General features: G+C 68.8%; 17 protein-coding genes. 9 read left to right on the top strand and 8 right to left on the bottom strand.

Annotated features, from left to right (window positions below; all coding sequences use genetic code 11):
• Positions 1 to 165 precede the first annotated feature (165 nt).
• The 5 genes from GLA29479_RS05655 to folE all read left to right on the top strand — a co-directional run bounded on the left by GLA29479_RS05655 (position 166) and on the right by folE (position 8,302).
• The gene (locus GLA29479_RS05655; protein ID WP_057916100.1) at positions 166 to 3,333 is read left to right on the top strand and encodes an efflux RND transporter permease subunit; all 3,168 of its coding nucleotides are present in this window, start codon (positions 166 to 168) and stop codon (positions 3,331 to 3,333) included.
• Entirely contained in the window at positions 3,326 to 4,777 is a 1,452-nt protein-coding gene (locus GLA29479_RS05650) for an efflux transporter outer membrane subunit (RefSeq protein WP_057971038.1), read from the top strand. Before GLA29479_RS05655 ends, GLA29479_RS05650 begins: the two co-directional genes overlap by 8 nt.
• Positions 4,778 to 5,327: 550 nt before the next feature.
• Positions 5,328 to 7,010 carry a GGDEF domain-containing protein gene (locus tag GLA29479_RS05645; protein WP_057916102.1) on the top strand — a complete coding sequence of 561 codons (1,683 nt, stop codon included), beginning with the start codon at positions 5,328 to 5,330 and terminating at the stop codon, positions 7,008 to 7,010.
• A 155-nt stretch (positions 7,011 to 7,165) separates the two neighbouring features.
• Positions 7,166 to 7,507, top strand: coding sequence for a hypothetical protein (locus GLA29479_RS05640; RefSeq protein ID WP_057971037.1), 342 nt, complete (start codon positions 7,166 to 7,168; stop codon positions 7,505 to 7,507).
• 201 nt (positions 7,508 to 7,708) lie between these two features.
• Entirely contained in the window at positions 7,709 to 8,302 is a 594-nt protein-coding gene (folE, locus tag GLA29479_RS05635; RefSeq protein WP_031371805.1) for a GTP cyclohydrolase I FolE, read from the top strand.
• A gap of 333 nt (positions 8,303 to 8,635) precedes the next feature.
• Here the strand turns inward: folE and GLA29479_RS05630 are convergent, their stop codons facing one another.
• Both GLA29479_RS05630 and gltB read right to left on the bottom strand, forming a co-directional pair.
• The gene (locus GLA29479_RS05630; RefSeq protein ID WP_057971036.1) at positions 8,636 to 10,168 is read right to left on the bottom strand and encodes an FAD-dependent oxidoreductase; all 1,533 of its coding nucleotides are present in this window, start codon (positions 10,166 to 10,168) and stop codon (positions 8,636 to 8,638) included.
• Positions 10,169 to 10,419: 251 nt separating this feature from the next.
• Complete coding sequence (gltB, locus tag GLA29479_RS05625) at positions 10,420 to 14,889, bottom strand: glutamate synthase large subunit (RefSeq protein WP_057971035.1); 4,470 nt, start codon at positions 14,887 to 14,889, stop codon at positions 10,420 to 10,422.
• A gap of 521 nt (positions 14,890 to 15,410) precedes the next feature.
• Between gltB and GLA29479_RS05620 the strand changes: the two genes are divergently transcribed.
• The 3 genes from GLA29479_RS05620 to GLA29479_RS05610 all read left to right on the top strand — a co-directional run bounded on the left by GLA29479_RS05620 (position 15,411) and on the right by GLA29479_RS05610 (position 18,112).
• A complete protein-coding gene (locus tag GLA29479_RS05620) occupies positions 15,411 to 16,676 on the top strand; it encodes a TCR/Tet family MFS transporter (RefSeq protein WP_057971034.1) in 1,266 nt (421 codons plus the stop codon).
• 69 nt (positions 16,677 to 16,745) lie between these two features.
• Positions 16,746 to 16,982, top strand: a complete 237-nt coding sequence (locus GLA29479_RS05615) for a hypothetical protein (RefSeq protein ID WP_057916107.1) — start codon at positions 16,746 to 16,748, stop codon at positions 16,980 to 16,982.
• A gap of 65 nt (positions 16,983 to 17,047) precedes the next feature.
• Positions 17,048 to 18,112: a DNA topoisomerase IB gene (locus GLA29479_RS05610; protein WP_057971033.1), complete on the top strand. Its 1,065-nt coding sequence runs from the start codon at positions 17,048 to 17,050 to the stop codon at positions 18,110 to 18,112.
• A 278-nt stretch (positions 18,113 to 18,390) separates the two neighbouring features.
• Here the strand turns inward: GLA29479_RS05610 and GLA29479_RS05605 are convergent, their stop codons facing one another.
• Together GLA29479_RS05605 and GLA29479_RS05600 are read right to left on the bottom strand one after the other, a co-directional pair.
• Positions 18,391 to 18,831, bottom strand: coding sequence for a barstar family protein (locus tag GLA29479_RS05605; RefSeq protein WP_057971032.1), 441 nt, complete (start codon positions 18,829 to 18,831; stop codon positions 18,391 to 18,393).
• The gene (locus tag GLA29479_RS05600) at positions 18,828 to 19,289 is read right to left on the bottom strand and encodes a guanyl-specific ribonuclease (RefSeq protein ID WP_057971031.1); all 462 of its coding nucleotides are present in this window, start codon (positions 19,287 to 19,289) and stop codon (positions 18,828 to 18,830) included. The genes GLA29479_RS05605 and GLA29479_RS05600 overlap by 4 nt, the downstream gene beginning before the upstream one ends.
• A gap of 242 nt (positions 19,290 to 19,531) precedes the next feature.
• Here GLA29479_RS05600 and GLA29479_RS05595 point away from each other — a divergent pair, with 242 nt between their 5' ends.
• Positions 19,532 to 19,732, top strand: a complete 201-nt coding sequence (locus GLA29479_RS05595) for a KTSC domain-containing protein (protein WP_057916111.1) — start codon at positions 19,532 to 19,534, stop codon at positions 19,730 to 19,732.
• A gap of 94 nt (positions 19,733 to 19,826) precedes the next feature.
• On the opposite strand, the gene GLA29479_RS05590 is transcribed toward GLA29479_RS05595, so the two are convergent.
• The 4 genes from GLA29479_RS05590 to GLA29479_RS05575 all read right to left on the bottom strand — a co-directional run bounded on the left by GLA29479_RS05590 (position 19,827) and on the right by GLA29479_RS05575 (position 24,707).
• The gene (locus GLA29479_RS05590) at positions 19,827 to 20,234 is read right to left on the bottom strand and encodes an I78 family peptidase inhibitor (RefSeq protein WP_057971030.1); all 408 of its coding nucleotides are present in this window, start codon (positions 20,232 to 20,234) and stop codon (positions 19,827 to 19,829) included.
• A 118-nt stretch (positions 20,235 to 20,352) separates the two neighbouring features.
• Entirely contained in the window at positions 20,353 to 20,673 is a 321-nt protein-coding gene (locus GLA29479_RS05585; protein ID WP_057971029.1) for an I78 family peptidase inhibitor, read from the bottom strand.
• A gap of 279 nt (positions 20,674 to 20,952) precedes the next feature.
• A complete protein-coding gene (locus GLA29479_RS23495) occupies positions 20,953 to 22,299 on the bottom strand; it encodes a ribonuclease H-like domain-containing protein (RefSeq protein ID WP_248842800.1) in 1,347 nt (448 codons plus the stop codon).
• Positions 22,296 to 24,707 (bottom strand): DEAD/DEAH box helicase, encoded by a 2,412-nt coding sequence (locus tag GLA29479_RS05575; RefSeq protein WP_425599972.1) that lies wholly within the window; start codon positions 24,705 to 24,707, stop codon positions 22,296 to 22,298. The genes GLA29479_RS23495 and GLA29479_RS05575 overlap by 4 nt, the downstream gene beginning before the upstream one ends.
• Positions 24,708 to 24,817: the final 110 nt, after the last annotated feature.

Here is a 24,817-nt window from a genome sequence, read left to right as displayed (position 1 = left end):
GGATCCAGGGCTCCGGGCGACAACGTTTGAAGTCCGCGAATCTCCGCTTCAGCGGGGATGACCGGCCCAAGCCGACGCGCCTACGGGTTATCGCAATCAAGGTCCACGTCCCCACGGCGTGGGCCCGGGAATCATGCGGCTCAAGGCCGCACCAAGGAATCCGTCATGGACTTTTCCAAATTTTTCATCGATCGGCCGATCTTCGCCGCGGTGCTGTCGATCGTGATCTTCGCCGCCGGCCTGATCGCGATACCGATCCTGCCGATCAGCGAATATCCCGAAGTCATCCCGCCCTCGGTAATGGTGCGCACGGTGTATCCGGGCGCCAACCCGAAGGTCATCGCCGAAACCGTCGCCACGCCGCTCGAAGAAGCGATCAACGGCGTCGAAGACATGATGTACATCAAGTCGGTCGCCGGTTCCGACGGCGTGCTGGCGATCACCGTCACCTTCAAGCCGGGCACCGACCCGGACGACGCGGCGGTGCGCGTGCAGAACCGGGTCAGCCAGGCGCTGGCGCGATTGCCCGAGGACGTGCGCCGGCAAGGCGTGACGACCCAGAAGCAGGCGCCGGTGTTCCTGATGGTGGTGCACCTGACCTCGCCGAACGGCAAGTACGACACCCTGTACCTGCGTAATTACGCGCGCCTGCACGTCAAGGATCAGCTCGCCCGCCTGTCCGGCGTCGGCGACGCGCAGATCTTCGGCGGCGGCGACTACGCCATGCGCGTGTGGCTGGACCCGGACAAGATCGCCTCGCGCGGCCTGACCGCCGGCGACGTGCTGCGCGCGATGCGCGAGCAGAACGTGCAGGTCTCGGCCGGCCAGCTCGGCGCCGACCCCATGCCCAACAGCGACTTCCTCACCCTGATCAACGCCAAGGGCCGCCTGCAAAGCAAGGAAGAGTTCGGCAACATCGTGGTCAAGAGCGGCAGCGACGGCGAAATCGTGCGCCTGTCCGATGTCGCCCGCCTGGAACTGGGCGCCGGCGACTACAGCCTGCGCGCGCAGCTCGACGGCAAGAACGCGGTCGGCATCGGTATCTTCCAGTCGCCGGGCGCCAACGCGCTGCAGATCCAGGAGCAGGTGATCGCCAACATGGATCGCCTGTCCGAGAGCTTCCCGGACGGCATCAAGTACGAGGCCGTGTACGACACCACCATCTTCGTGCGCGATTCGATCAAGGCGGTGGTCACGACCCTGCTGGAAGCGATCGCGCTGGTGGTGCTGGTGGTGATCCTGTTCCTGCAGACCTGGCGCGCTTCGATCATCCCGCTGCTGGCCGTGCCGGTGTCGGTGGTCGGCACCTTCGCCGCGCTGTACCTGCTCGGCTTCTCGATCAACACTTTGAGTTTGTTCGGCTTGGTGCTGGCGATCGGCATCGTCGTCGACGACGCGATCGTGGTGGTGGAAAACGTCGAACGCAACATCGAGGAAGGCCTGACCCCGCTCGCCGCGGCGCACCAGGCGATGAAGGAAGTGTCCGGCCCGATCGTCGCGATCGCGCTGGTGTTGTGTGCGGTGTTCGTGCCGATGGCGTTCCTGTCGGGCGTGACCGGTCAGTTCTACAAGCAGTTCGCGGTGACCATCGCCATCTCGACGGTGATCTCGGCGATCAACTCGTTGACCCTGTCGCCGGCCCTGGCCGCGCGCCTGCTCAAGCCGCACAGCGCACCGAAGGACGCGCCGTCGCGCCTGATCGACCGTCTGTTCGGCTGGCTGTTCCGTCCGTTCAACCGCTTCTTCGCGTCGAGCTCGCAGAAGTACCAGGGCGCGGTCTCGCGCACGCTGGGCAAGCGCGGCGCGGTGTTCGTGGTGTATGCGGTGCTGTTGGTCGCGACCGGCCTGATGTTCAAGGTGGTGCCGGCCGGCTTCATCCCGCTGCAGGACAAGCTGTACCTGATCGCCGCGGTGAAGTTGCCTGAAGGCTCGTCGATCGCGCGCACCGATGCTCTGCTCAAGAAGGTCACCGACGTCGCGGCCAAGGTCGACGGCGTGCAGAACACCATGGCCTTCCCGGGCTTGAACGCGGTGCAGTTCACCAACACGCCCAACACCGGCGTGGCGTTCCTGCCGCTCAAGCCGTTCAGCGAGCGCAGCCGTACCGCGGTGGAAATCACCGCCGAGCTCAACCAGAAGATCGGCGGCTTCCAGGAAGGCTTCACCTTCGCCCTGATGCCGCCGCCGATCCTCGGCCTCGGCAACGGCGCGGGCTATCAGTTGTTCATCGAAGACCGCAGCAACCTGGGTTACGGCGCCTTGCAGAATGCGGTCAGCGCGTTCCAGGGCACGATCATGCAGACCCCGGGCATGGGTTATGCGAACACGACCTACCAGGCCAACGTGCCGCAGCTCGACGCCGAAGTCGACCGCGTCAAGGCCAAGGCCCAGGGCGTGCCGCTGACCGATCTGTTCGACACCCTGCAGACCTACCTGGGTTCGGCCTACGTCAACGACTTCAACCAGTTCGGCCGCACCTGGCAGGTCATCGCCCAGGCCGACGGCTCGTTCCGCGACAGCGTCGAGGACATCGCCAACCTGCGTACCCGCAACGATCGCGGCGAGATGGTGCCGATCGGCTCGATGGTGACGGTCAAGCAGACCTTCGGTCCCGACCCGGTGCTGCGCTACAACGGCCACCCGGCCGCCGACATCGCCGGCGACGTCGATCCGCGCGTGATGTCCTCGGCCCAGGCCATGGACGTGGTCAAGGACGTGGCGGCGAAGGTGTTGCCGCACGGCATGGAAATCGAATGGACCGACCTGAGCTACCAGCAGGCCAGCCAGGGCAATGCCGCGTTGATCGTGTTCCCGCTCGCCATCCTGCTCGCCTTCCTGGTGCTGGCGGCGCTGTACGAAAGCTGGACCCTGCCGCTGGCGGTGATCCTGATCGTGCCGATGTGCATGCTGTCGGCCTTGGCCGGCGTGTGGCTCACCGGCGGCGACAACAACGTGTTCGTGCAGGTCGGCCTGGTCGTGCTGATGGGCCTGGCGTGCAAGAACGCGATCCTGATCGTCGAATTCGCCCGCGAACTCGAACTGCAGGGCAAGGGCATCGTCGAAGCCGCTCTGGAAGCCTGCCGCCTGCGTCTGCGTCCGATCGTCATGACCTCGATCGCCTTCATCGCCGGCACCGTGCCGTTGGTGCTGTCGCACGGCGCCGGCGCGGAAATCCGCTCGGTCACCGGCATCACCGTGTTCGCCGGCATGTTGGGCGTGACCCTGTTCGGCCTGTTCCTGACCCCGGTGTTCTACGTCGCCCTGCGCAAGCTGGTCGGCCAGAAGCTGGTCTCGCACGGCGAACACACTCCTCTGGAGAAGATCCATGCGTAAGTTGACCTTTCCCGCCGTGGCCGTGCTGACGCTCGCCTTGGCCGCCTGCGCCGTCGGTCCGGACTATGTCCGGCCGACCCTGGCCACGCCGGACGCGTTCGCCCGCACCGACGCGGCCGCCGCCACCGACGGCAGCGCCGTGGCCGACGCCAACGCCGAGTTCTGGCAGAGCTTCAACGACCCGCTGCTGACGCGGCTGGTCGAGGAGTCGCTGTCGGCCAACCACGACCTGCGCATCGCCCTGGCCAACTACGACCGCGCCAACGCCTTGTTGCGCGGCGCCAAGTTCGACCGTTTCCCGACCATCACCGGCAGCGCCAACGGCAGCGAATCGCGTTCGAGCTCCGACCAGATGCCGGGCGCGTCGAACTCGGCGCGCGACAACGAGAGCTACAGCGTCCAGGCCAATGCGAGCTGGGAACTCGACCTGTTCGGCCGCGTGCGCCGCAACATCGAGTCCGAGCGCGCCGAAGCCTGGGCCGGCGCGGCCGATCTGCAGGCGATGCAGGTGTCGATCGTAGGCGAAGTGGCGCGCAGCTATGTCGAGCTGCGCGGCCTGCAGGAACGCCTGCGCGTCGCCCGCGTCAACGCCGACAACCAGAAGGAAACCCTGCGCCTGGTGCAGGCGCGTTTCGACGCCGGACGCGGCACCGAGTTCGATACCTCGCGTGCCCGTGCCCAGCTCGAGGCGACCCTGGCCCGGGTGCCCAACCTGGAAGCGCAGGTCGCGGTCACCCAGCACCGCCTCGCGGTGCTGACCGGGCAGACGCCGGACGCGTTGATCGCCACGCTCGACGAGGCCTCGGCCTTGCCGGCGTTGCCGGCGCGGTTGGATGCCGGCACCCCGGGCGAGCTGCTGCGCCGTCGTCCCGACGTCGCCGCGGCCGAGCACCGCCTGCACGCGGCCACCGCGCGCATCGGCGTGGCCACCGCCGACCTGTTCCCGCGCTTCACCCTCAGCGGCCTGATCGGTTCGCAGGCGATCGACACCAGCGCCCTGTTCGAACGCGCCAGCGAAACCCGCCTGGTCGCGCTCGGCATCGACTGGTCGTTCCTCGACATCGGCCGCGTGCGTGCACGCATCAAGGCCGCCGATGCCACCGCCGAGGGCGAGCTCGCCCGCTATCAGCAGAGCGTGTTGCTGGCGCTGGAAGACACCGAGAACGCCCTCGTGCGCTATGCACGGGCGCGGGTCGAGGACCAGCACCTGGAACGCGCCGCGCTCGACAGCGCCAAGGCCGCCCAGCTCGCGCGCGTGCGCTACGAGGCCGGCGCCGCCGACCTGTTCGAAGTGCTCGACGCCGAACGCACCCAGTTGCAGGCCCAGGATGCGTTCGCCGACGGCCGCACCCGCAGCGTCACCGGCGCGATCGCCCTGTACAAGGCGATGGCGGGCGGTTGGCCCGGCCGCGAGCCGGTGCGCGAGGGCGTCGCCCAGCGTTGATGGTTCCCCTTGACCGACGATAAAACGGGCGCGGCGGGGCTCCCTTCCCCTCTCATTCGCCGTGACCCGTCGTCGGTCTTTTTGATTCGCTCCAGCCGGTCGTGCGACCGGCTGGAGTTTTCGTATCGGCCGCCGACTCTCTAGCGTGGTGTAGCGTTCTGTCGGAGACCCGAGCGGACTCCCCAACTCGTCATCCCCGCGCAGGCGGGGTGAACGGATGCGTTTGCGAGCCACTGGCTCGCGCATCCGTGAACGCCAGGGCGCTGTGCGCCCTGGCCGGGCCGCAGAGACTTCAAGCGTTCCCGCACGAAAGTCCGGTGGATCCCCGCCTTCGCGGGGGTGAATGGATGCGGCTTGCGAGCCACTGGCTCGCGCATCCATGAACGCCAGGGCGTCATGCGCCCTGGCCGGGTCGCAGAGACTTCAGCGTCATCTCGCGATATCCGCCCTCGCCGAGCTCCCAGGCGGCCGCCCCTCCCCGGCCCATATGCCGACCCGCGCCGACTCGGGCTAGACTGCGCAGCTTCATGGTTCGGGAGCGGATCCGGGTATGCGCATAGGCCTGTGGGCGCTGCTGATCGCGTTGGCCTGCGCCTGTCTGCCGGCCGCCGCGCAATCGTTGAAGGTCGAGGTCCTGCTGACCGATACCGACCTGCAGGCGCCGCCGGTCGGCGCCCCGGTGATCCGCCAGTTGGTCGCCGAACGGCCCGAAGAATCGATCCGTTTCAGCCTGCCGCGCCGCAACGAGGGCTACTGGCTGCGCCTGACCAGCCAGCGCGCGATCGGCAAATACGAAGGCCAGTTGCTGGTCCTGCGCGGTCCGCGCGCGATGGGTCCCCTGCTGTATTACCCGCCCGGCGCCGGTCCGCGCGAAGTCGAGGACGCCGAACACGGCGGCGTGCCGCTGATGCGGCGCGGCTGGGTGCTGGCCCTGCCGAACGGCTGGCCGCCGTCCTCGGTGGCCTATCTGCGCATCAAGGGCCGCGCGGCGATGAGCGAGATCCGCCTGTCGTTCGCCAGCATTCCCGACCTGGCGCGGCAGGAGCGCGGCGACGCCCGCTTCATGGCCGCGGCCTTTACCGCGATGATGCTGATGGCGGTGGCGATGGTCGGCGTGTGGGTCGCGTTCCGCGACTTCGTCTATCTCGGTTACGGCGCCTATCTGGCCTGCATCGCGACCTATCTGTTGTTGCTGTCCGGCGACGCTTCGGAGATGTGGGGGCTGGCCGGGCTGGCCAGCGAACCGGCGATCGGCTGGGCGCTGGCGACTCTGGCGACGATCTTCCAACTCGGTTTCAGCCTGCGCTTCCTCGACCTGCCGCGGCTCATGCCGCGCACCGCCTGGGTGCTGCGCGCGATCCAGTGGGCCAACATGTTCTGGCTGCTGGTGCTGGTGATCATGCGCGAGCACTCCTACGGCTGGTGGTACATCGGCGGCAACCTGTTGCTGCTGCTCGGCGTGCCGCTGATGCTGGTGATCGCGGTCGCGGCCTGGCGCAAAGGCGCGCCCTACGCCGGTTACTACCTGCTCGGTTGGACCCCGATGCTGGTGTTCGCCGCCGCGCTGGCCGCCAATGCGCTCGGCTTGCGCGACGCCGAATGGGCCGAACGCGGCCTGGCCCTGACCGCGGTGCTGGAATCGGCCGTGCTCGCCCTGGCCCTGAGTCAGCATGCCGCCAACCGCCATCGCATCCTGTTGCTGGCGCGGCAGTCGGTCGAACGCGACCCGCTGACCGGCGCGCTCAACGCCCAGGTCCTGGAACAGATGCTCGAAGCCTGGTCTTCGCCGGGCAGCCTGAACGTCAATACTTACGGCCTGTTGCTGGTCGACCTGGACGGCTTCGGCGAGGTCAACGCGCGCTACGGCCGCGCGGTCGGCGACGCCCTGCTGCAGCAGGCCCTGGCGCGCATGCGCGGGGTGTTGCGGCCCGACGACACCATCGCCCGCATGGCCGGCGATTGCTTCGGCATCGTCAGCGAATGCGAACGGGTCGAATGCGAGCTGCTGGCGCGTCGCCTGGCCGACACCTTCGCCGAGCGTCCGTTCCGCATCGACGGCCACGAGATCACCATGAGCGTGAGCATCGGCCTGGCCATCTCGCAGCGGGGCGAGCAAGTCGCCGAGCTGTTCGAGCGCGTGCGACAGGCTTTGCGCAGCGCCACCGTGGCCGGCCGCAACGCGGTCAGCGTCGCCCAGGCCCGCGACGTCGCGACGGCTGTGCCGGCGGAGTGATTCCGCCCTCACGCGGCCCTGACGCCGCTGAGCCGCGCGCCACCGTTTGCTGAACATCGGCGCGGTTGCATCCGATCTTCACCTGCATTGCATGGATCAAGGCCTAGCGTGGTGGCCAAGGACGCACGTGGCGTCCCTGGAATCCGACGCCGGCCATGAAACATCTCGACGCAAAGGAGGTCGGTTCGGCGGTGGCCGAGGCGATCGACCTTGGCGAATACCGCGAGCACTTCCATCGCGAATACCGTTTCGCCGCGTACTACAGCGCCGGACGCGAATGGCCCGACTACGAACCCGCCTACCGTTACGGCTACGACAGCTATCTGGACTGCGGCGGGCACCGCTTCGAAGAGGTCGAGGCCGAACTGGGACGCGAATGGCACCGGCACCGCGCCAGCTCGCGCCTGCATTGGATCGAAGCGCGCGAGGCGGTGCGCGACGGATGGCATCACATCGAGCGCAGCCTGCCTCACGCACTCGACCGGTCGCTGCGCTGACGGCTCGCGCGATGACCACCGCTCCCTAGGCGCTCTCCCCCGGGGAGTCTACTGGTCGCCCCTCCGGGCGGCCTTTTTTTTGCCGGCCGTGGCGGTTGGCGGCGGCCGTCGCAGCCACGGCAACCCGGCGTTCCGCCCGCGCACTCGGCGTGCGCGGCGCGGTGGAGTAGGATGCCCCTCCCACATGCAAGAGGCCGGACCATGGCCGACAACGACAGCAAGCCGTCCCGCGAACAGGCCGAGGCCGCCGTCCGCACCCTGCTGAGCTGGGCCGGCGAAGACCCCGCCCGCGAAGGCCTGCTCGACACGCCCAAGCGCGTGGTCGAAGCCTACGGCGACTGGTTCAGCGGCTACGGCGACGATCCGCGCGAATACCTGGCGCGCACCTTCGAGGAAGTGGCCGGTTACGACGAAATGATCGTGCTGCGCGACATCGAGTTCGAGAGCCATTGCGAGCACCACATGGCGCCGATCATCGGCAAGGCCCATGTCGGCTATCTGCCGAGCGGCAAGGTCGTCGGCATCAGCAAGCTGGCCCGCGTGGTCGAGACCTACGCGCGCCGTTTCCAGGTCCAGGAAAAGATGACCGCACAGATCGCCCAGTCGATCCAGGACGTGCTGCAACCGCTCGGCGTCGGCGTGGTCATCGAAGGCGCCCACGAATGCATGACCACCCGCGGCGTGCACAAGCGCGGCGTCAGCATGATCACCTCGAAGATGCTCGGCATGTTCCGCGACGACGCCCGCACCCGCGCCGAGTTCCTGCGCTTCATCGACGTCGGCCCGGGCCGCTGACGGCGCCGTGAGCAGCGGTGGGTCGGTTCCCATGGACCGGCCTGCATCGCCGGTACCGACGATGCAATGGCGAACTTGCCTTCGCGGCAATCAGGCTCCGCAGCGCTTCTCCCAGGCCGTTATCCCCGCGAAGGCGGGGATCCAGGGCTCCGGGCGAGAACGCTTGAGGTCTCTGCGGCCCGGCCAGGGCGCACAGCGCCCAGGCGTTCATGGATGCGCGAGCCAGTGGCTCGCAAGCCGCATCCATTCACCCCCGCCTTCGCGGGGATGATGGTCTGGAGCTCTCGCGGGGTGCGGAGCCCGTGCATCCCTGTCTGCAGGCGTGAAAAAGCGTCAGCCCGTCTTCGCCAGCTTCGCATCGTCCCGCGCCGCCACCGGCGCCTGCGCGCTCAACAGCGACACGATGCCCGCCGCCGCCTCGCGGCCTTCGAAAGCCGCGGTCACCACCAGGTCGGCGCCGCGCACCGCGTCGCCGCCGGCGAATACCTTCGGATGGGTCGTCTGATACGGCAGCCCGGCCGCGGTCTTGCGCCGCGTCGCGCAGCTTTCGCTGGTCGCCAGCACCTTGATCCGGCCGTTGTCGGTCAACTCGATGCCCTGCTGCGCCAGCCACGCCGGCGGATCGGGCTGGAAGCCGAAGGCGATGATGACCACGTCGGCCTCGAGCACCGATTCGCTGCCTTCGACCACTTCGGCGCGTTGACGGCCGCGCGCGTCCGGCGCGCCCAGGCGCGTTTCGGCCACGCGCACCGCATTGACCGCGGTGCCGTCGCCGAGCAGTTCCAGCGGCTGGCGGTTGAACAGGAACTCGACGCCTTCCTCGCGGGCGTTGCCGACCTCGCGCGCGGAGCCGGGCATGTTGGCTTCGTCGCGCCGGTACACGCAGCGCACCTGCGCCGCGCCCATGCGCACCGCGCTGCGCACACAGTCCATGCCGGTGTCGCCGCCGCCGAGCACGACCACGCGCTTGCCGCGCAGGTCGGGCAATTCGAGTTGGTCTTCCCAGCCGGCGATCGGCTGCGAACGCACGGTGTCGCCTTCGCTGTGCACGACGCGGCCGTTCTGGACCAGGAACGGCAGCGCCGGCAGGACGTTGCGCAGGTCCTGGCCGGGCAGGCCGCCGTCGGTGTAGCGGTACGAGCCCAGGCCCAGGAACACCGCGTCGAACTGCGCGATCAGTTCGTCCAGACTCAGGTCGCGGCCGATCTCGACGCCGAGCTTGAACTGCACGCCCATGCCTTCGAGCACCTCGCGGCGCTGGCGCATGACCGACTTTTCGAGCTTGAAACTCGGGATGCCGAAGTGCAGCAACCCGCCGATGTCTTCGTAGCGGTCGAACACCACCGCCTGGATGCCGGCGCGGGCCAGGCGGTCGGCGCAGGACAGCCCGGCCGGGCCGGCGCCGACGATGGCGACGCGCCGGCCGTTGGGCTTCACCGCCGACAAGTCCGGGCGCCAACCGCTGGCGAAGGCGCTGTCGACGATGTACTTCTCGACCGCGCCGATGGTGACCGCGCCGAAACCGTCGTTGAGGGTGCAACTGCCTTCGCACAGACGGTCCTGCGGGCAGACGCGGCCGCAGATCTCCGGCAGCGGGTTGGTCTCGTGACACAGCGCCGCGGCTTCGTGGACACGGCCCTCGCGCGCGAGTTCGAGCCAGTTCGGAATGTAGTTGTGCAGCGGGCAGGCCCAACCGCAATACGGATTACCGCAGTCGAGGCAGCGGCCGGCCTGCTTCTTGGCTTCGGCTTCGGCGAAGCGGCCGTACAGCTCGCCCCAGTCGCCGTCCAGGCGCAGTTGCAGGGGGATGCGCGTGGGCATCTCGCGCGAGGCATCACGGAATTGGAAGACGGACTTCTTGCTCATGAGTGGCGGCCCCGTTGGCTGCGTTGTCGTGGCGTCGTGGCTGGGGCTGCAAAAGAAAGATCAGAAGCAAATCCCCCCGGCCCCCTTTTTCGAAGGGGGGAGGAGTACCCGTTTGTCATGGCGATCGTGCGCAGACGCGGGGCGTTCGCGCGATTCGTGCCGCAGGAACCGGTGCTCCACCGCCGTTCCCCCCTTTGCAAAAGCGGGGCAGGGGGGATTTGCCGTTGCCGTTGCCGGGTGCGTCATCGTCATCACGCCGCACTCCTCAAGGTCTCGGCCAGCGACTCAAGGCTCGCGGCCTTCGGCTTGACCAGCCAGAACTTGCCCATGTAGTCGCGCATCTCGTCGAGGATGCGGCGCGCCCAGGCGCTGCCGGTCAGGGCGACATGGGTTTCGAGCAGGTCGTGCAGGTGCGAGCGGTGATGCTCGAAGCCGTCGGCGGAAATGCGCAGGATGTCGATCAGCTCGTGGTTGTAGCGGTCGACGAAGTCGCGTTCGGTGTCGAGCACGTAGGCCATGCCGCCGGTGAAGCCGGCGCCGAAGTTCAGGCCGGTGCGGCCGAGCACCGCGACCACGCCGCCGGTCATGTACTCGCAGCAGTGATCGCCGGCGCCTTCGACCACCGCGGTCGCGCCGGAGTTGCGCACGCCGAAGCGTTCGCCGGCGCGGCCTGCGGCATACAGCTCGCCGCCGGTGGCGCCGTACAGACAGGTGTTGCCAAGGATCGGCGTCTCGTGGGCGACGTAGCGCGCGCCGCTCGGCGGGCGCAGGACGATGCGGCCGCCGGCCATGCCCTTGCCGACGTAGTCGTTGGCTTCGCCCGACAACTCGAACTGCAGGCCCCCGGCCTGGAAGGCGCCGAAGCTCTGCCCGGCGGTGCCGCTGAAACGCAGGGTCAGCGGCGCGTCGCTCATGCCGCGGTCGCCGTGCAGGCGGGCGATGCGTCCGGACAGGCGCGCGCCGATGCTGCGGTCGGTGTTGCGGATCTTGTAGCTGTACTCGCCGCCGGACTTGTCGGCGATGGCGCCGGCCAGGTCGCTTTCGAGTTGGGCCGACAGGCCGTCGGGCGCGTCCGGCGGCGCCGGCACGCCGCAATGGCCGCCGTGGGCGAGGCCGGAGCCGGCGAGCAAGGGCGCCAGGTCGAGACGCTGCTGGCGCGCGCTGTCGCCCTGGCTCTGCCGCAGCAGATCGGTGCGGCCGACGATTTCGCCGAGCGTGCGCACGCCGAGCGAGGCCAGCCAATGCCGCACTTCTTCGGCGAGCAGGCGGAAGAAGTTCTCCACGCGTTCGGGCAGGCCGGTGAAGTGGTCGCGGCGCAGACCGGCGTCCTGGGTCGCTACGCCGGTCGCGCAGTTGTTGAGGTGGCAGATGCGCAGGTACTTGCAGCCCAGGGCGATCATCGGCGCGGTACCGAAGCCGAAGCTCTCGGCGCCGAGCAAGGCGGCCTTGACCACGTCGAGACCGCTCTTGAGGCCGCCGTCGGTCTGCAGGATCACCCGGTCGCGCAGGTCGTTGGCGACCAGGGCCTGGCGCGCTTCGGCCAGACCCAGCTCCCACGGCGTGCCGGCGTAGCGGATCGACGACAGCGGGCTGGCGCCGGTGCCGCCGTCGTGGCCCGACACGGTGACCAGGTCGGCGCCGGCCTTGACCACGCCGGTGGCGATGGTGCCGACGCCGGCATGCGAGACCAGCTTGACCGAGATCAGCGCTTGCGGATTGACCTGGCGCAAATCGTGAATCAGCTGCGCCAGGTCTTCGATCGAATAGATGTCGTGATGCGGCGGCGGCGAGATCAGGCCGATGCCGGGCATCGCATAGCGCAAGCGCGCGATCAGCTCGTTGACCTTGTGGCCCGGCAGCTGGCCGCCTTCGCCGGGCTTGGCGCCCTGCGCGACCTTGATCTGCAGCACTTCGGCGTTGACCAGGTACTCCGGGGTCACGCCGAACCGGCCCGAGGCGATCTGCTTGATCTTGGAGACCTTGTCGGTGCCGTAGCGCGCCGGGTCTTCGCCGCCTTCGCCGGAATTGGAGCGCCCGCCGAGCCGGTTCATCGCGATCGCCAAGGCTTCGTGCGCTTCCGGCGACAACGCGCCCAGGCTCATCGCCGCCGAATCGAAACGGCGCACGATGGCTTCGACCGGTTCGACCTGGTCGAGCGGGATCGCGGTGGCGGTGTCGCTGGCGAGTTCGAGCAGATCGCGCAGGGCCGCGGTCGGGCGTTCGTTGACTGCTTCGGCGTAGTGCTGCCAATCGGCCCAGTCGCCGCTGCCGACCGCGCGCTGCAGACGGGTGACCACGTCGGGGTTGAACAGATGGTATTCGCCGCCCGGGGTGTACTTCAGCAGGCCGCCGATCTCGGGCAGGCGGTTGGCGTCCCAGCCGAGATCGGCCAGGGTCTGGTTGTCTTCCTGTAGCAAGTCGAAGCCGGCGCCGCTGATGCGCGAGGGCGTGCCGGCGAAACACAGCTCGACCACCTCGCGGTCCAGGCCGATGATCTCGAACAGCTGCGCGCCGCGGTAGCTGCCGATGGTCGCGATGCCCATCTTCGAGATGATCTTGAGCAGGCCCTTCTTGATCGCGCGGCGGTAGCTGCGGCCGATCTGCGCGACCTCGCCGTGCTTGGTGCGCAGGATGCCGCGCGCGCCCAGGTCGTGCAGGGTCTGGTAGGCCAGGTAGGGATACACCGCGGTCGCGCCGAAACCGATCAGGCAGGCGAAATGGTGCGGGTCGCGCGCGGTGCCGGTCTCGATGATCAGGTTGGCTTCGCAACGCAGGCCGACGCGCACCAGGTGCTGGTGGATCGCGCCGGTCGCCAGCAGCGCATGCATCATCAGGCACTCGCGGCGCGGGCGGCGGTCGCTGATGATCAGCAGCACGATGCCGTCGCGGGTGGCCTCCTCGGCTTCCAGGCACAGGCGCTGGATCGCCGCCTTCAGGCCTTCCTCGGCGCTGTAGTTCAAATCGATGTAGCGGTGCGACTGATCGTACGGCGCCATCGACAGCAGCTGGCGCAGCTTGCGTTGCGCGAGCACCGGCGAGTTCAGGTGGATGTGGCCGACATTGCCGGGGCCGTCGACGAAGACGTTGCCCTCGCGCCCGATCTGGGTCGCCAGCGACATCACGCAGTCCTCGCGCAACGGGTCCATCGGCGGGTTGGTGACCTGGGCGAAAGCCTGGCGGAAGTGGTCGTAGAGCGAGCGCACTTGTTGCGACAGCACCGCCATCGGCACGTCGTCGCCCATCGAGCCGGTCGCTTCCTGCTCGATCTCGGCGAGCGGGCGCAGCACCTGCTCGCGTTCTTCGCGGGTCAGCTGGAACAGCTTCTGGAAGCCGGCCAGGGTGTCGTGATCGAAGGGTTCGGCGGTCAGATTGGGGTCGATCAACTCGCTGTGCAGGTAGGTCATGCCCTGCTTGAGCCAGCGCTTGTACGGCGCACGCGCGCGGTTGATGCGATCGATGGCCTCGGAGTCGAGCAACTCGCCCTGGTAAAGGTCGGCGGCGATCATCTCGCCCGGGCCGAGCTTGCCCTTGGCCTCGATTTCCTCGACCGGCAGTTCCCACACGCCGGCTTCGGAGGCGATCAGGAAATGGCGGTCGCGCGAACGCAGCCAGCGCGCCGGGCGCAGGCCGTTGCGGTCGAGGGTGCAGGCGGCGTAACGGCCATCGCAGGTGACGATGCCGGCCGGGCCGTCCCACGGCTCGGTGTTGAGCGCGTAGTACTCGTAGAACGCGGCGAGGTCGGCGTCCTTGTATTCCAGCGACTGGGTGGCCGGTGGGATCAGGATGCGCATCGCCTTGAGCAGGTCCATGCCGCCGGCTTGCAGCACTTCGAGCATGTTGTCGAGGCTCTGCGAGTCGGAGCCGTCGGTGCCGACGACTTGGTCGAACTCGCGCAGGTCCAGCACCGGCGTGCGCCAGGCATGCGCGCGCGCCTGCGCCCAGGCGCGGTTGCCGGCGATGGTGTTGATCTCGCCGTTGTGGGCGAGCAGGCGGAACGGCTGCGCCAGCGGCCAGCGCGGCGTGGTATTGGTGGAGAAGCGCTGGTGGAACACGACCGCGCTCGCGGCCAGTTCGGGGCGCTGCAGGTCCGGATACAACTGCATCAGCCGGTCCGGCAGCACCATGCCCTTGTAGCCGATGCTGGCCGAGGACAGGCTGACCACGTAGAAGTCCTGGAAGGCTTCGGCGTCGGTCTGGCGCAGGCGTTGTTCGGCGCGGCGGCGCGCCAGGAACAACGAACGCTGGAAACCGGCCGGGTCGAACGGCGCGGCGGCGTCGACGAAGATCTGCTCGATGCGCGGCATGGTCTGGCGGGCGAGTTCGCCGCAGGCCGTCAAATCGACCGGCACCACGCGCCAGCCGGTCACGCGCATGCCTTCGCTGCGCAGGGTTTCGTTGAGTACGTCGCGGGCCTGGGCGGCCAGCGCGGTGTCGCGCGGCAGGAACACCAGGCCGGAAGCGAAATGCGGGCCCGGGCGGATGTTGGCCTCGCGGGCGATCAGGCGCAGGAAGGCGTCGGGATGGCGGATCAGCAAGCCGCAACCGTCGCCGCTGAGCCCGTCGGCGGCGACGCCGCCGCGGTGGGTCATGCGCGAGAGCGCCTCGAGGGCGCGGTCGACCAGGGCGCGGCTAGGGCGATCGTCGAGTTGCGCGATCAGTCCGAAACCGCAGCTGTCCCGCTCGTCGCGGGGGTCGTACAGACTTTGTTGCCTGGCTTGCATCGCATCTCCGGACCGGTGGGGTGTTCCGTGGATCGCTAGCTCGCTATCGCTTTACGTTGTGGTCTGACCGGGTCCTTGCATCGATGTACTAAAACTGGTCCCCGGAGGCGGTTCCCCAACGCGAAGCGACGTTCGCGATATCGATTGGTGGCTTGGCGGTGTTGCTGGAGGTTCTGTTGCGAGGTTCGGTTGTGTTGCGCGCAGGGCGCATCCGCCACTGGCGCGGGACTCGTCCCGCACCGGCAGTCTCAAAACCGAGCGTGTTTCGACTAAACCACAAATTGTGCGATGCGGCAATTCGCCCATGGGCGCGGAATTTGCCCTGCTTACACGCGCACGGAACTGTGAGCGCGCGCGCTCACAAGCGATTTTGTAAGCCAATGATCCGGATGGGAAAATTCTCGATTCGTCGGGCAATTAGTAACGTAAGAAACCATCGCGCGATGACAAACGTCCCTGCCGCACACTCGCCTGCGCGCTAGACTGCGCTACTCGCAAGCCCTTTCGCCCCTTTGGCACTCATGACCTCTCCCTCCGCTCCTGTTTCGGGCGCGCGTCGTGCTGCGCTCGTCTTCATCTTCATCACCGTGCTGATCGATGTGCTGTCGTTCGGCCTGATCATTCCGGTGCTGCCGCACCTGATCGAAGACTTCGTCGGCGGCGACACCGCCAAGGCGGCGTACTGGGTCGGCCTGTTCGGCACCGTGTTCGCGCTGATCCAGTTCGTGTTCTCGCCGATCCAGGGCAGCCTGTCGGACCGGTACGGCCGGCGCCCGGTGATCCTGATCTCCTGCCTGGGCCTGGGCCTGGACTTCATCCTGATGGCGGTGGCCAACACCCTGCCGCTGCTGCTGATCGGCCGCATCATCTCCGGCATCACCGCGGCCAGCTTCACCACCGCCAACGCCTACGTCGCCGACGTCACCCCGCCGGAACAGCGCGCCAAGAGCTTCGGCATGATCGGCGCCGCGTTCGGCGTCGGCTTCGTGATCGGCCCGGTGATCGGCAGCCAGCTCGGCGCGATCGACATGCGCCTGCCGTTCTGGTTCGCCGCCGGCCTGGCCTTGTTGAACTTCTTCTACGGCTGGTTCGTGCTGCCCGAATCGCTGCCGCCGGAAAAGCGCACCGCGCGCTTCGACTGGGCCCACGCCAACCCGTTCGGCTCGCTGATGCTGCTCAAGCGTTACCCGCAGGTGTTCGGCCTGGCCGCGGTGGTGTTCATCGCCAACATGGCCCACTACGTCTACCCGAGCATCTTCGTGCTGTTCGCCGGCTACCAGTACCAGTGGGGCCTGGACAAGGTCGGCTGGGTGCTGGCGGTGGTCGGCGTGTTCAACATCATCGTCAACGTCGCCCTGATCGGCCGCGTCGTCGCCTGGGTCGGCGAGCGCCGCACCTTGCTGTTCGGCCTGGCCTGCGGCGTGATCGGCTTCATCGTCTACGGCAGCGCCGACACCGGCCTGATCTTCCTGCTCGGCCTGCCGATCAGCGCCTTGTGGGCGATGGCGGCGCCGGCGACCCAGGCCCTGGTCACGCGCCAGGTCGGCGCCCACGAACAGGGCCGCATCCAGGGCGCGCTGATGAGCCTGGTCAGTCTGGCCGGTGTGGTCGGGCCGGCGATCTTCGCCAGCAGCTTCGGTTATTTCATCGGCAAGTCGGCGCCGGTCCACCTGCCGGGCGCGCCGTGGTACATCGCCGCGGCCCTGCTCGGCATCGGTCTGCTGATCGCCTGGCGTTATGCGCGCGTGCCGGCGACGGCGCCGGCCGCGGCCGATGCGGTGGCCTGAACCAATGACACTGGCGGGCCCTCGCCGCGTCGGCGAAGGTCGGCGGCGAGATCTCGACAGGAGCCTTGCATGCGTTTATTCACCGGCCTCGCCGTTCTGACCTTTGCCGCGATGCTCGGCGCCTGCAGCGGCGTCGAGTACCGCGACACCAATGCCGCGGTCGATGCGCGCCCCGAATGCGCGAGCGGCCCGACGCGTCCCGGCGAAACCCCGCCGGCCTGGTGCGAGCGCAAGCTCGAAGCGAAGTGGGATTCGCAAGGCGCCTCGGAAAAGGTCGACTTCAAGAAAAAAGACGACGAGCGCTGAACCGCGCGCCGTCGCGCCGCGGCTTCTTGGCGCGGCCTTGACGGCCGGCCCCGTATTGCTGGGGCATGAGCGAGCGAGCGCCTTCGGCTGCGGTCAATCGCCGCGCCGCGCGCGCGGCCGGCTTGCGTTACGTCAACGACGGCGAGCCCGGCATCCTGCGCCGGCGTGCCGGGCGCGGCTTCGCCTATCGCGATGCGCGCGGCCACGCGGTGCAGGCAGCGAAGACCCTCGAACGCATCCGCGCACTGGCGATTCCGCCGGCCTATACCGAGGTCTGGATCTGCGCCGACGCGCGCGGCCACATCCAGGCGACCGGCCGCGATGCGCGCGGGCGCAAGCAATACCGTTATCACCCGCAATGGCGGCAGCGCCGCGACGAGGGTAAGTTCGAGCGCGTGGTCGACTTCGGGCGCGCGTTGCCGGCGTTGCGCCGCTGTGTGCGTCGTGACCTGAAGCTGCCGGGCTTCCCGCGCGACAAGGTGTTGGCGATCGTGGTGGCGGTGATGGCCGAGACCCTGCTGCGGATCGGCAATCACGAGTACGCGCGCAGCAACCGCTCGTTCGGCCTGACCACCTTGCGCAACCGCCACGTCGAATTCCTGCGCGACGGCCGCGCGCGCTTTCGCTTTCGCGGCAAGAGCGGGCTGGCGCAGGAGGTCGAACTCGACAACGCCAGGCTGACCCGGCTGGTGCGGCGTTGCCAGCAATTGCCGGGGCAGGCGCTGTTCCAGTATCGCGACGACGACGGCCGCCTGCAGCCGATCGATTCCGGCGCGGTCAACGATTATCTGCAGCGCGCGATGGGCGCCGACTTCAGCGCCAAGGATTTCCGCACCTGGGGCGGCACCCTGGCCGCGTTCCGGCGCCTGGCCGCATTGCCCTTGCCCGAGCCCGCGCGCGGCGGCGCGCCGAGCGAACGCGCCCTGGCCTCGGCGCAGAACGCGGTGATCGGCGAAGTCGCGCAGGCCTTGCGCAACACCCCGTCGGTTTGCCGTAAGGCCTACATCGACCCGGCCGTGTTCGTGGGCTGGCGCGAAGGCCGGTTGGCGCGTTACGCCGACGGCGCCCGCGGCGAACTGGAATGGGAGCGCGCGGCGCTGCGATTCCTCAAGCAGGCGCGGCGGAGCTAGCGCGTCACGACCCCTGCTTCAAAGGGTAGGAGCGGCGCGAGCCGCGACCACGAATCTGCGGCTGGCGACGTTCGCACGGGTGGCTGCGCGGTCGCGGCTCGCGCCGCTCCTACAGGTGCCGCATCGTGGCGTGCTTTAGGAGTAGGAACGGCGTCCCACAGGGATTTCCTTTGGTCACAAGCCGCGACCACGAAACCTACGGCCATCGACGCCGGCGCGTGCGGGTGCGCGGTCGCGGCTCGCGCCGCTCCTACCCTGAAAGCCGGCGTGCGGTTCGCTCAAGGCGCCATCTGTTCGAGCTCGGATTGCGGCAGCGGCAACAGCGCCCAGAACGCGATGCGCGACTTCGCCCAATCCTGCGCGGCGTCGTTGAGGATCTCGACCAGCGTCGCGGCGTCCTCTCCATGCTCGGCCTGCCAGGGGCCGGCGTGTTCGATCAACAGCAGATAGCCCGGCGCCGGCCACCACGACAGGTCGTTGACGCAGTCGTTGAGTGCGTCCCAGTTATGGCCGAACCAGGCCGGGAAACGCAGGCCCGCGGCAATGCGCGCCAGCGCATCGTCCTTGTCGGCGCAGCCGGCGAAATCGACGCGGGCGACCGCGAATTCGAGCTCGGCCGCGGCATCGGCCAATGCGCGCGCGTCGCGCGCATCGATGAAGTAGGCGCCGGCCTGGGCCGGATCGGCGAGCAACTCGCGCGGGTCGATCGAGCCGCTCATCGCGCGCCTCCGTCGGCCCGCACGTCGAAGCGGGTGAAGCTGCGGTAGTGATCGCCGGTGTAGTAGTACTCCGACGGCGGGTCGCCGCCGGTGACGATGCGGCGCGCGCCGCGGTCGTCGGAATGCGGCGTCTCGACCGTGTACTCGCGGTAATAGCCGCGCGGTTGCCGCGGCAGGCGTTGCTCGCGATTGTGGAACACGCCGCCGTCCTGGCGATGCGCGAACGGGCCGCCCGCGGCAATGCGGCGCAAGGTGTCGTCCGCTTCCGGCGGCAGTGCGATCGAGGCGATCGGCAGGGTTTCGGCGTGGCCGCGCCCGGCGTCGCGCGCGACCGGCTGCGACTGCGACACCGGTGCATGCGCGGGGGCGGCGGGTTGCGGCGCCTGCATGTCGCGCTGGCTCCAGACCCACAGACCGATCAAGACCACGGCGGCGATCAGCCAGAGATTACGGCGCATCGGAGACTCCTGGCGGATAACGCCGGCAGTTTAGGCCAAGGGCCGGGCTCGCGCTCGCGGCTATCGATAGGCTCGGCTGTCGATCGGCGAGCCGATGCCGCATACCGGCGCTCCCTCGCGCTGCGCAGCGTCGCGGGCCGTGCGACGGGGTCGTGTTCTCATAGTGGGGGTCGAACGGCGCGCTCGGTTCGGCGCAACCGCGACCCGGGCGATCCACCACACACCTCAAGGAGATGCATGCAATGGAGATGATCCGTGTTTCTTCCTCGGCCATCGAGGCGATCGGCTACGACCTTGCGACCGGGCTGCTGAGGATCCGCTTCGTCGAGGGCCAGGACTACGATTTTCACGGCGTGCCCGAGAGCGTGAACCTGGGCCTGATCGCGGCGACCTCGAAAGGCGGCTACTACCACGCCCACATCCGCGATCGCTATTCCAGCTGAGCGGCGTGATCGCCCGCGTGCCGGCGAACCTCGATTCGCCGGCACGCGATAGCGCTTGGGATAAGCGCCGCTTCTGCGCTTAACCGCCCTGCGCTCAACCGCAGCCGACGTCGACGATGACGTTCTTCTCGTCGACGTGAACATTGACGCGGCCGTCCAGGTACTCCTTGGTGATCATCTGGCCCGGCTTGAGCACGCGCACGGTGTGGCCGCCGGCGCTGACTTTCGCCTGTTCGACGGTGGCTGCATCGGCGGTCTTGCCGATCAGGCTGGCCTTGGCGGCCGCGGCGTTGCAGGTCGGGCGCGACGGCAGCGGCGAGGGTTCGCCGGGGGCGATGCTGCCGGCGTTCTGAGCGTCGGCCGGCTCGACCGCGGCGCTCGGCATTTCATCGGCGGGGCGGGGGCCGGCGCAGGCGGCCATGGCCAGCGGCAGGGACGCGGCGAGCAGCGCGCCGGACAGCAGGCGGTGCAGGGGCTGGGAGAGAGCGGACCGGTTCGACATGGCGACGTCCTTCGCTGGATGCGCGCGCGGCGCGATGGCCCGAGCCTGCCCGGGCACAGCTGTGCCCAGGGTTAACGCCGGCCGCGGATCCTGCGATCCGCGACCGTGCGCACAGCCCTCAGCCGCAGCGCAGGCCGGTGATGGCGCCGCGTTCGTTGACGTCGATGTTGAGGCGGTCCTGCTGGAAGTCCATGGTCGCGGCCATGCCCGGGGTCAGCACGCGCACGTTGCGGCTGCCGGTTTCGACGCGGGCGCGTTCGACCACGTCGGCGTTCGGGGCGCGGCCGATGGCCCAGCGCGCGGCTTCGGCGTTGCAGGTGGACGGGCTGACATTGGTCGGCGGGATCGGCGTGGCGCAGGCGGCCAGGGCGAGGGTGAGGACGGCGCCGCAAACCAGCGGTCGCAATCCGATGAGGCGGTCAGTGGCGAACAGGGACATGGCGAGGCTCCGGACGTGGTCGCGGGCAGAGTGCGACCGGCGACGTGTGCGGCGTATGAAGGCCGCGGGCTGCGCAGTGTAGCCGGGGTGTTTGCGACTCAGATGACTCAATCGGGCGCTATGCGCGGCCGCGACAGCAGGCTCCGGGCAGGGATGGCGCTCAGTGCGGATTCGCTTCGGCCACAAGCCGCGATCGCGATCGCGCCTCCAACTGCGTCACCGTCGAGCGTGCGACGGCGATGTCTCGCAGGGCCTCGGCGATGCGGCGTCGGTGATCGCTCAGACCGGCAAGGCCGCTTGCGCCTCGACCAGCTTCAGCATCAACTGCGCCAGCGTCACCACGTCCTGATGGTTATGCGCGGCGACGCGACGCAACAAGGCCGAACTGCCGCCGCGCAGGTAATGCAGCCACGCGGCTGGCGCCTGCGAGCCGGGCAGGTCGTCCTCGCGCACGATCCGCAACAGCTCGCGTTCGATGGTCGCCAACTTGCAGTTCTCCCAAACGCCGCGATACAGGCGCCGGGTCGGGAACAGCAGGTCGACATGGTCGAGCCCGGCGAGCGGATTGGCGATGCGGGCGAGGCGGTAGCGCGTATTGAGCAGCGGCGCGTCGTAACAGCGGCCGTTGTAGCTCGACAGCACCGTGTCCGGCCCCAGCCACTGCGCGAACGCGCGCAGCATCGCCGGCTCGGCGGCGAGGGTGGCGATGGTCAGTTGGCGGATACGCAGGCCGTCGCCGTGCACGGCATCGCGATGCCAGTCGGCCGCGCCGATCATGAAAGCGCGGGTGCCGGTGCCGCCGGCCAAGCCGGTGGTCTCGGTGTCGAAGAACATCAGCCGGCGCGGGTCGAGGGCGTCGTCGGGACGTTTGGCGAAGGCCAGCGACAGCGCGGCCTGCGGCACCGGCAAGCGGAGGTGGATTTCGCTGAAGTAGAGGCCGGGGGAGATCTCCTGGCCGGGCACCGAGCGGTCGATGGGGCCCGGCGCCGGCGCGGGCCGTGCTGCGGATGCGGATGCGGGCGCCTGCGGCAACGGCGAGGTACCCGGCTTGCGTTCGCGTTGTGCGATCAGCCGGCGCAGGGCGTCGAGGTCGGGGCGCGCAGAGCGGATCTCGGGGAGCCCGTCTTTTCCGAAGAGGGGAGTGCCGGTGTCGGAGAGCGGAGGACAAATCTCCCCCAACCCCTCCTTTGCAAAGAGGGGAGCGCTGGCGTTGGAGCCGGGAGGGTGAAGCGCTTGGGAAGCACGCTCCCTTTGTTCAAGAGATGAAGCGGCGGTGTTGGAGCGCGCAGAGCGGATCTCCCCCGGCCCCTCTTTTGCAAAGAGGGGAGCACTGACGTCGGTGTGGGGAGGGCGAGTCGCTATCGGCGCCTTTGACTCGCGAGTCGCTGCGTCGTTGATATCCGTGGCAGGCAGAGTGCTAACGCTGCGGGTGGCGGGGAGATCCACAAGTTCTGCGACCCCGGCCACCGAGCCATGTTCCCCGGGCCGAGCGCCTCGATTCTCCTCTTTGAAAAAGAGCGGTTGGGGGAGATTTGCTTGACCTGCCGGCGCCATCGCCCCTTCATCCGCGACCGCACGCCCCGCCTGCCGCTGCAATAAGCGCAGCTTGGCGATATCGAGGCTCACGCGGCCTCGCCTTCGCCGAGCAAGCTCAGCACTTGCCGCGCCAGCGATTTCGGTGTGTTCTCGCTACGGGTTTCGTCGACCGCCAGGATCGGGCCGACGCAGGCCGGGCAGCCGGCGCGGCAATCGCAGCGTTCGATCAGTTCGCGTGCGCGCGTCACCAGTTCGGCCTGGCGCAGCCACAAAGGTTCGCTGAGCCCGACGCCGCCGGGGAAGTTGTCGTACAGATAGACCGTCGGCACGAACTGCTGCACCTCGAGCGCGGCCATCGCCGAGCCCGGCACCAGCTCATTGCCGGCGCCGCGCAACTGCCCGCGCCCGCCGGCGTCCTGGGTCGCGAACCAGGCGCCGTCGCCGTTGCCGACCGACTTCTGCAGATCGCGCGCGTCCGCCATCACCGCGACGGTGGCGACCACGTGCAGCGCATGCGCGGCGCCGAGAAAGCCGTCCAGTGCATCCTGTTTCGAGTCGAACCGCGACAGCAGCACGCCCTGCGGCAGCTGCCACCACACCGCGGTGGTGTGCAGCTCCTGGTCGGGCAGGTTGACCGGGCCGTAGCCGATGTTCTCGTGGGTGTAGTAGCGGATCTTCTTGTAGCCGGCGACGCGGCGCACCACGTGCACTTCGCCGTGGTGGCTGTCGCCGCGCCCGGCTTCGCCGCCGTCGAAGCGGTCCAGCACCTTGAGCTTGGTGTAGTCGATCGAGTCGGTGTAGTAGTCGACCTGGGTGCGGGTGACATAGGCCTTGCGGCCTTCCCAATCGAGGCGTTCGACCTGGTAAGGCAGCGACTGGATCATGTGGATCGCGCCTTCGTACAAGGTCAGCGCGGCGGCCGAATAATCGACTTCGGCGATGATCGCCTGACGGCCGTCGCTGCGGTCGACCACGACGAAGTTGCCGTCGGCGACCGAGCGCAGGCTGACCGCATTGGCCGGGTAGCTGTCGGCGATCCATTCCCAGCGCTCGCCTTCGCGATGGACCACGCCGGTCTCGGCCAGCGCCTGCAGGTACACCTCCGGATCGATCGGGCCGAACGCCTCGCCGTGCTGGAACGGCAGTTCGAAGGCGGCGCAGCGGATGTGGTCGAACAGGATCAGCGGTTGGTCCGGGGCGATGCGCGCATGCTCGGGCGGGGCGTCGGCGAAGAAGTCCGGGTGCCGCACCACGTATTGATCGAGCGGCTGCGAGTTCGCCACCAGCACGCCGAGCGAAGGCTGTTGGCGGCGCCCGGCGCGGCCGAAGCGCTGCCAGGTCGCCGCGACCGAGCCCGGGTAGCCGTTGAGCACGACCACGTCGAGGCTGCCGATGTCGACGCCGAGCTCCAGCGCCGAGGTCGACACGATGCCGTCGATACGACCGTCGCGCATCGCCCGTTCGGCCTCGCGCCGCTCGCTCGGCAGATAGCCGCCGCGGTAGGCGCGGATGCGCGCCGGCTTGCGCGGGTCGTGGTCGAACACGTCCTTGAGGTATTTGGTCAGCACCTCGACCATCAGCCGGGTCTGGGCGAACACCAAGGTCTTGAGCCCGGCCTTGATGGCGATGCGGGCGATGCGGTTGCTCTGCGAACGCGCCGAGGCGCGCAGGCCGAGATCGGCATTGACCACCGGCGGGTTCCACAGCAGCACGTGCTTGTCGCCGGTCGGCGCGCCGGATTCGAGGATCGCGCGCACCGGGCGTTCGATCAGTGCCTGCGCATGCGCCTGCGGATTGCCGATCGTCGCCGAGCACAGGATGAACTGCGGCGCGACGCCGTAGAAAGCGCAGATGCGCTTGAGCCGGCGCAGCACGTCGGCGACGTGGCTGCCGAACACGCCGCGGTAGGTGTGGATTTCGTCGATGACGATGTAGCGCAGGTTCTCGAAGAACTGCGCCCACTTGGTGTGATGCGGCAGGATGGCCTGGTGCAGCATGTCCGGGTTGGAGACGACGATGTCGCCGTGCAGGCGGATCGCCTGGCGCGCATCGCCGGGGGTGTCGCCGTCGAAGGTGAAGGCCTTGACCCCGAGGTCGCCGGCGCGGTTGAGCTCCAGCAGTTCGGCGACCTGGTCCTGGGCCAGCGCCTTGGTCGGGAACAGGTACAGCGCCTTGGCGCCCTGGGTCATTGCCGCGGCCAGCACCGGCAGGGTGTAGCACAGCGACTTGCCGGATGCCGTCGGCGTGACCACGGCGACGTCTTCGCCGGCCTGGGCGGCGTCCCAGGCCTCGGCCTGGTGGCTGTAGAGGCGGTCGATGCCACGCGCGCGCAACGCCGCCTTGAGCGGTTCCGGTAAGGCCTCCGGCAGCGGCGCATAGCGGCCCTCGCGGCCGGGCAGAGTGAAACGGCCGGTGATGCGCCCGCGGTAGCGGCGTTGCAGGCGGTCGGCGAGCGCGCCGCCGTGGCGGGCGTCGACGGCTTCGTCGGCCTGAGCCAGCGCGCGCTGCGCGGCCGCGGCGGGGACGAGGTCGCGCTGGGACGGATCGATCAAGGCGGACATATCGAGGCGGGCGACGGCTGCAGGGGCGGAGTCTCGTTGTACGCGAC

The organism is Lysobacter antibioticus, from assembly GCF_001442535.1.
GTDB classification, from domain to species: Bacteria; Pseudomonadota; Gammaproteobacteria; order Xanthomonadales; family Xanthomonadaceae; genus Lysobacter; species Lysobacter antibioticus.
Note: the sequence above shows the minus strand (reverse complement) of the source record. Positions and strands in the feature narration are given on the sequence as shown.

Excerpts from the sequence above, each read along its gene's own strand:
- GLA29479_RS05645 (WP_057916102.1), top strand. The coding sequence starts at position 5,328 with ATGCGCATAGGCCTGTGGGCGCTGCTGATCGCGTTGGCCTGCGCCTGT.
- GLA29479_RS05615 (WP_057916107.1), top strand. The coding sequence starts at position 16,746 with ATGCGTTTATTCACCGGCCTCGCCGTTCTGACCTTTGCCGCGATGCTC.
- GLA29479_RS05590 (WP_057971030.1), bottom strand. The coding sequence starts at position 20,234 with ATGTCGAACCGGTCCGCTCTCTCCCAGCCCCTGCACCGCCTGCTGTCC.
- GLA29479_RS05640 (WP_057971037.1), top strand. The coding sequence starts at position 7,166 with ATGAAACATCTCGACGCAAAGGAGGTCGGTTCGGCGGTGGCCGAGGCG.
- GLA29479_RS05600 (WP_057971031.1), bottom strand. The coding sequence starts at position 19,289 with ATGCGCCGTAATCTCTGGCTGATCGCCGCCGTGGTCTTGATCGGTCTG.
- folE (WP_031371805.1), top strand. The coding sequence starts at position 7,709 with ATGGCCGACAACGACAGCAAGCCGTCCCGCGAACAGGCCGAGGCCGCC.
- GLA29479_RS05610 (WP_057971033.1), top strand. The coding sequence starts at position 17,048 with ATGAGCGAGCGAGCGCCTTCGGCTGCGGTCAATCGCCGCGCCGCGCGC.
- GLA29479_RS05655 (WP_057916100.1), top strand. The coding sequence starts at position 166 with ATGGACTTTTCCAAATTTTTCATCGATCGGCCGATCTTCGCCGCGGTG.
- GLA29479_RS05585 (WP_057971029.1), bottom strand. The coding sequence starts at position 20,673 with ATGTCCCTGTTCGCCACTGACCGCCTCATCGGATTGCGACCGCTGGTT.
- GLA29479_RS05605 (WP_057971032.1), bottom strand. The coding sequence starts at position 18,831 with ATGAGCGGCTCGATCGACCCGCGCGAGTTGCTCGCCGATCCGGCCCAG.
- GLA29479_RS05620 (WP_057971034.1), top strand. The coding sequence starts at position 15,411 with ATGACCTCTCCCTCCGCTCCTGTTTCGGGCGCGCGTCGTGCTGCGCTC.
- GLA29479_RS05650 (WP_057971038.1), top strand. The coding sequence starts at position 3,326 with ATGCGTAAGTTGACCTTTCCCGCCGTGGCCGTGCTGACGCTCGCCTTG.
- GLA29479_RS05595 (WP_057916111.1), top strand. The coding sequence starts at position 19,532 with ATGGAGATGATCCGTGTTTCTTCCTCGGCCATCGAGGCGATCGGCTAC.
- GLA29479_RS05630 (WP_057971036.1), bottom strand. The coding sequence starts at position 10,168 with ATGAGCAAGAAGTCCGTCTTCCAATTCCGTGATGCCTCGCGCGAGATG.
- gltB (WP_057971035.1), bottom strand. The coding sequence starts at position 14,889 with ATGCAAGCCAGGCAACAAAGTCTGTACGACCCCCGCGACGAGCGGGAC.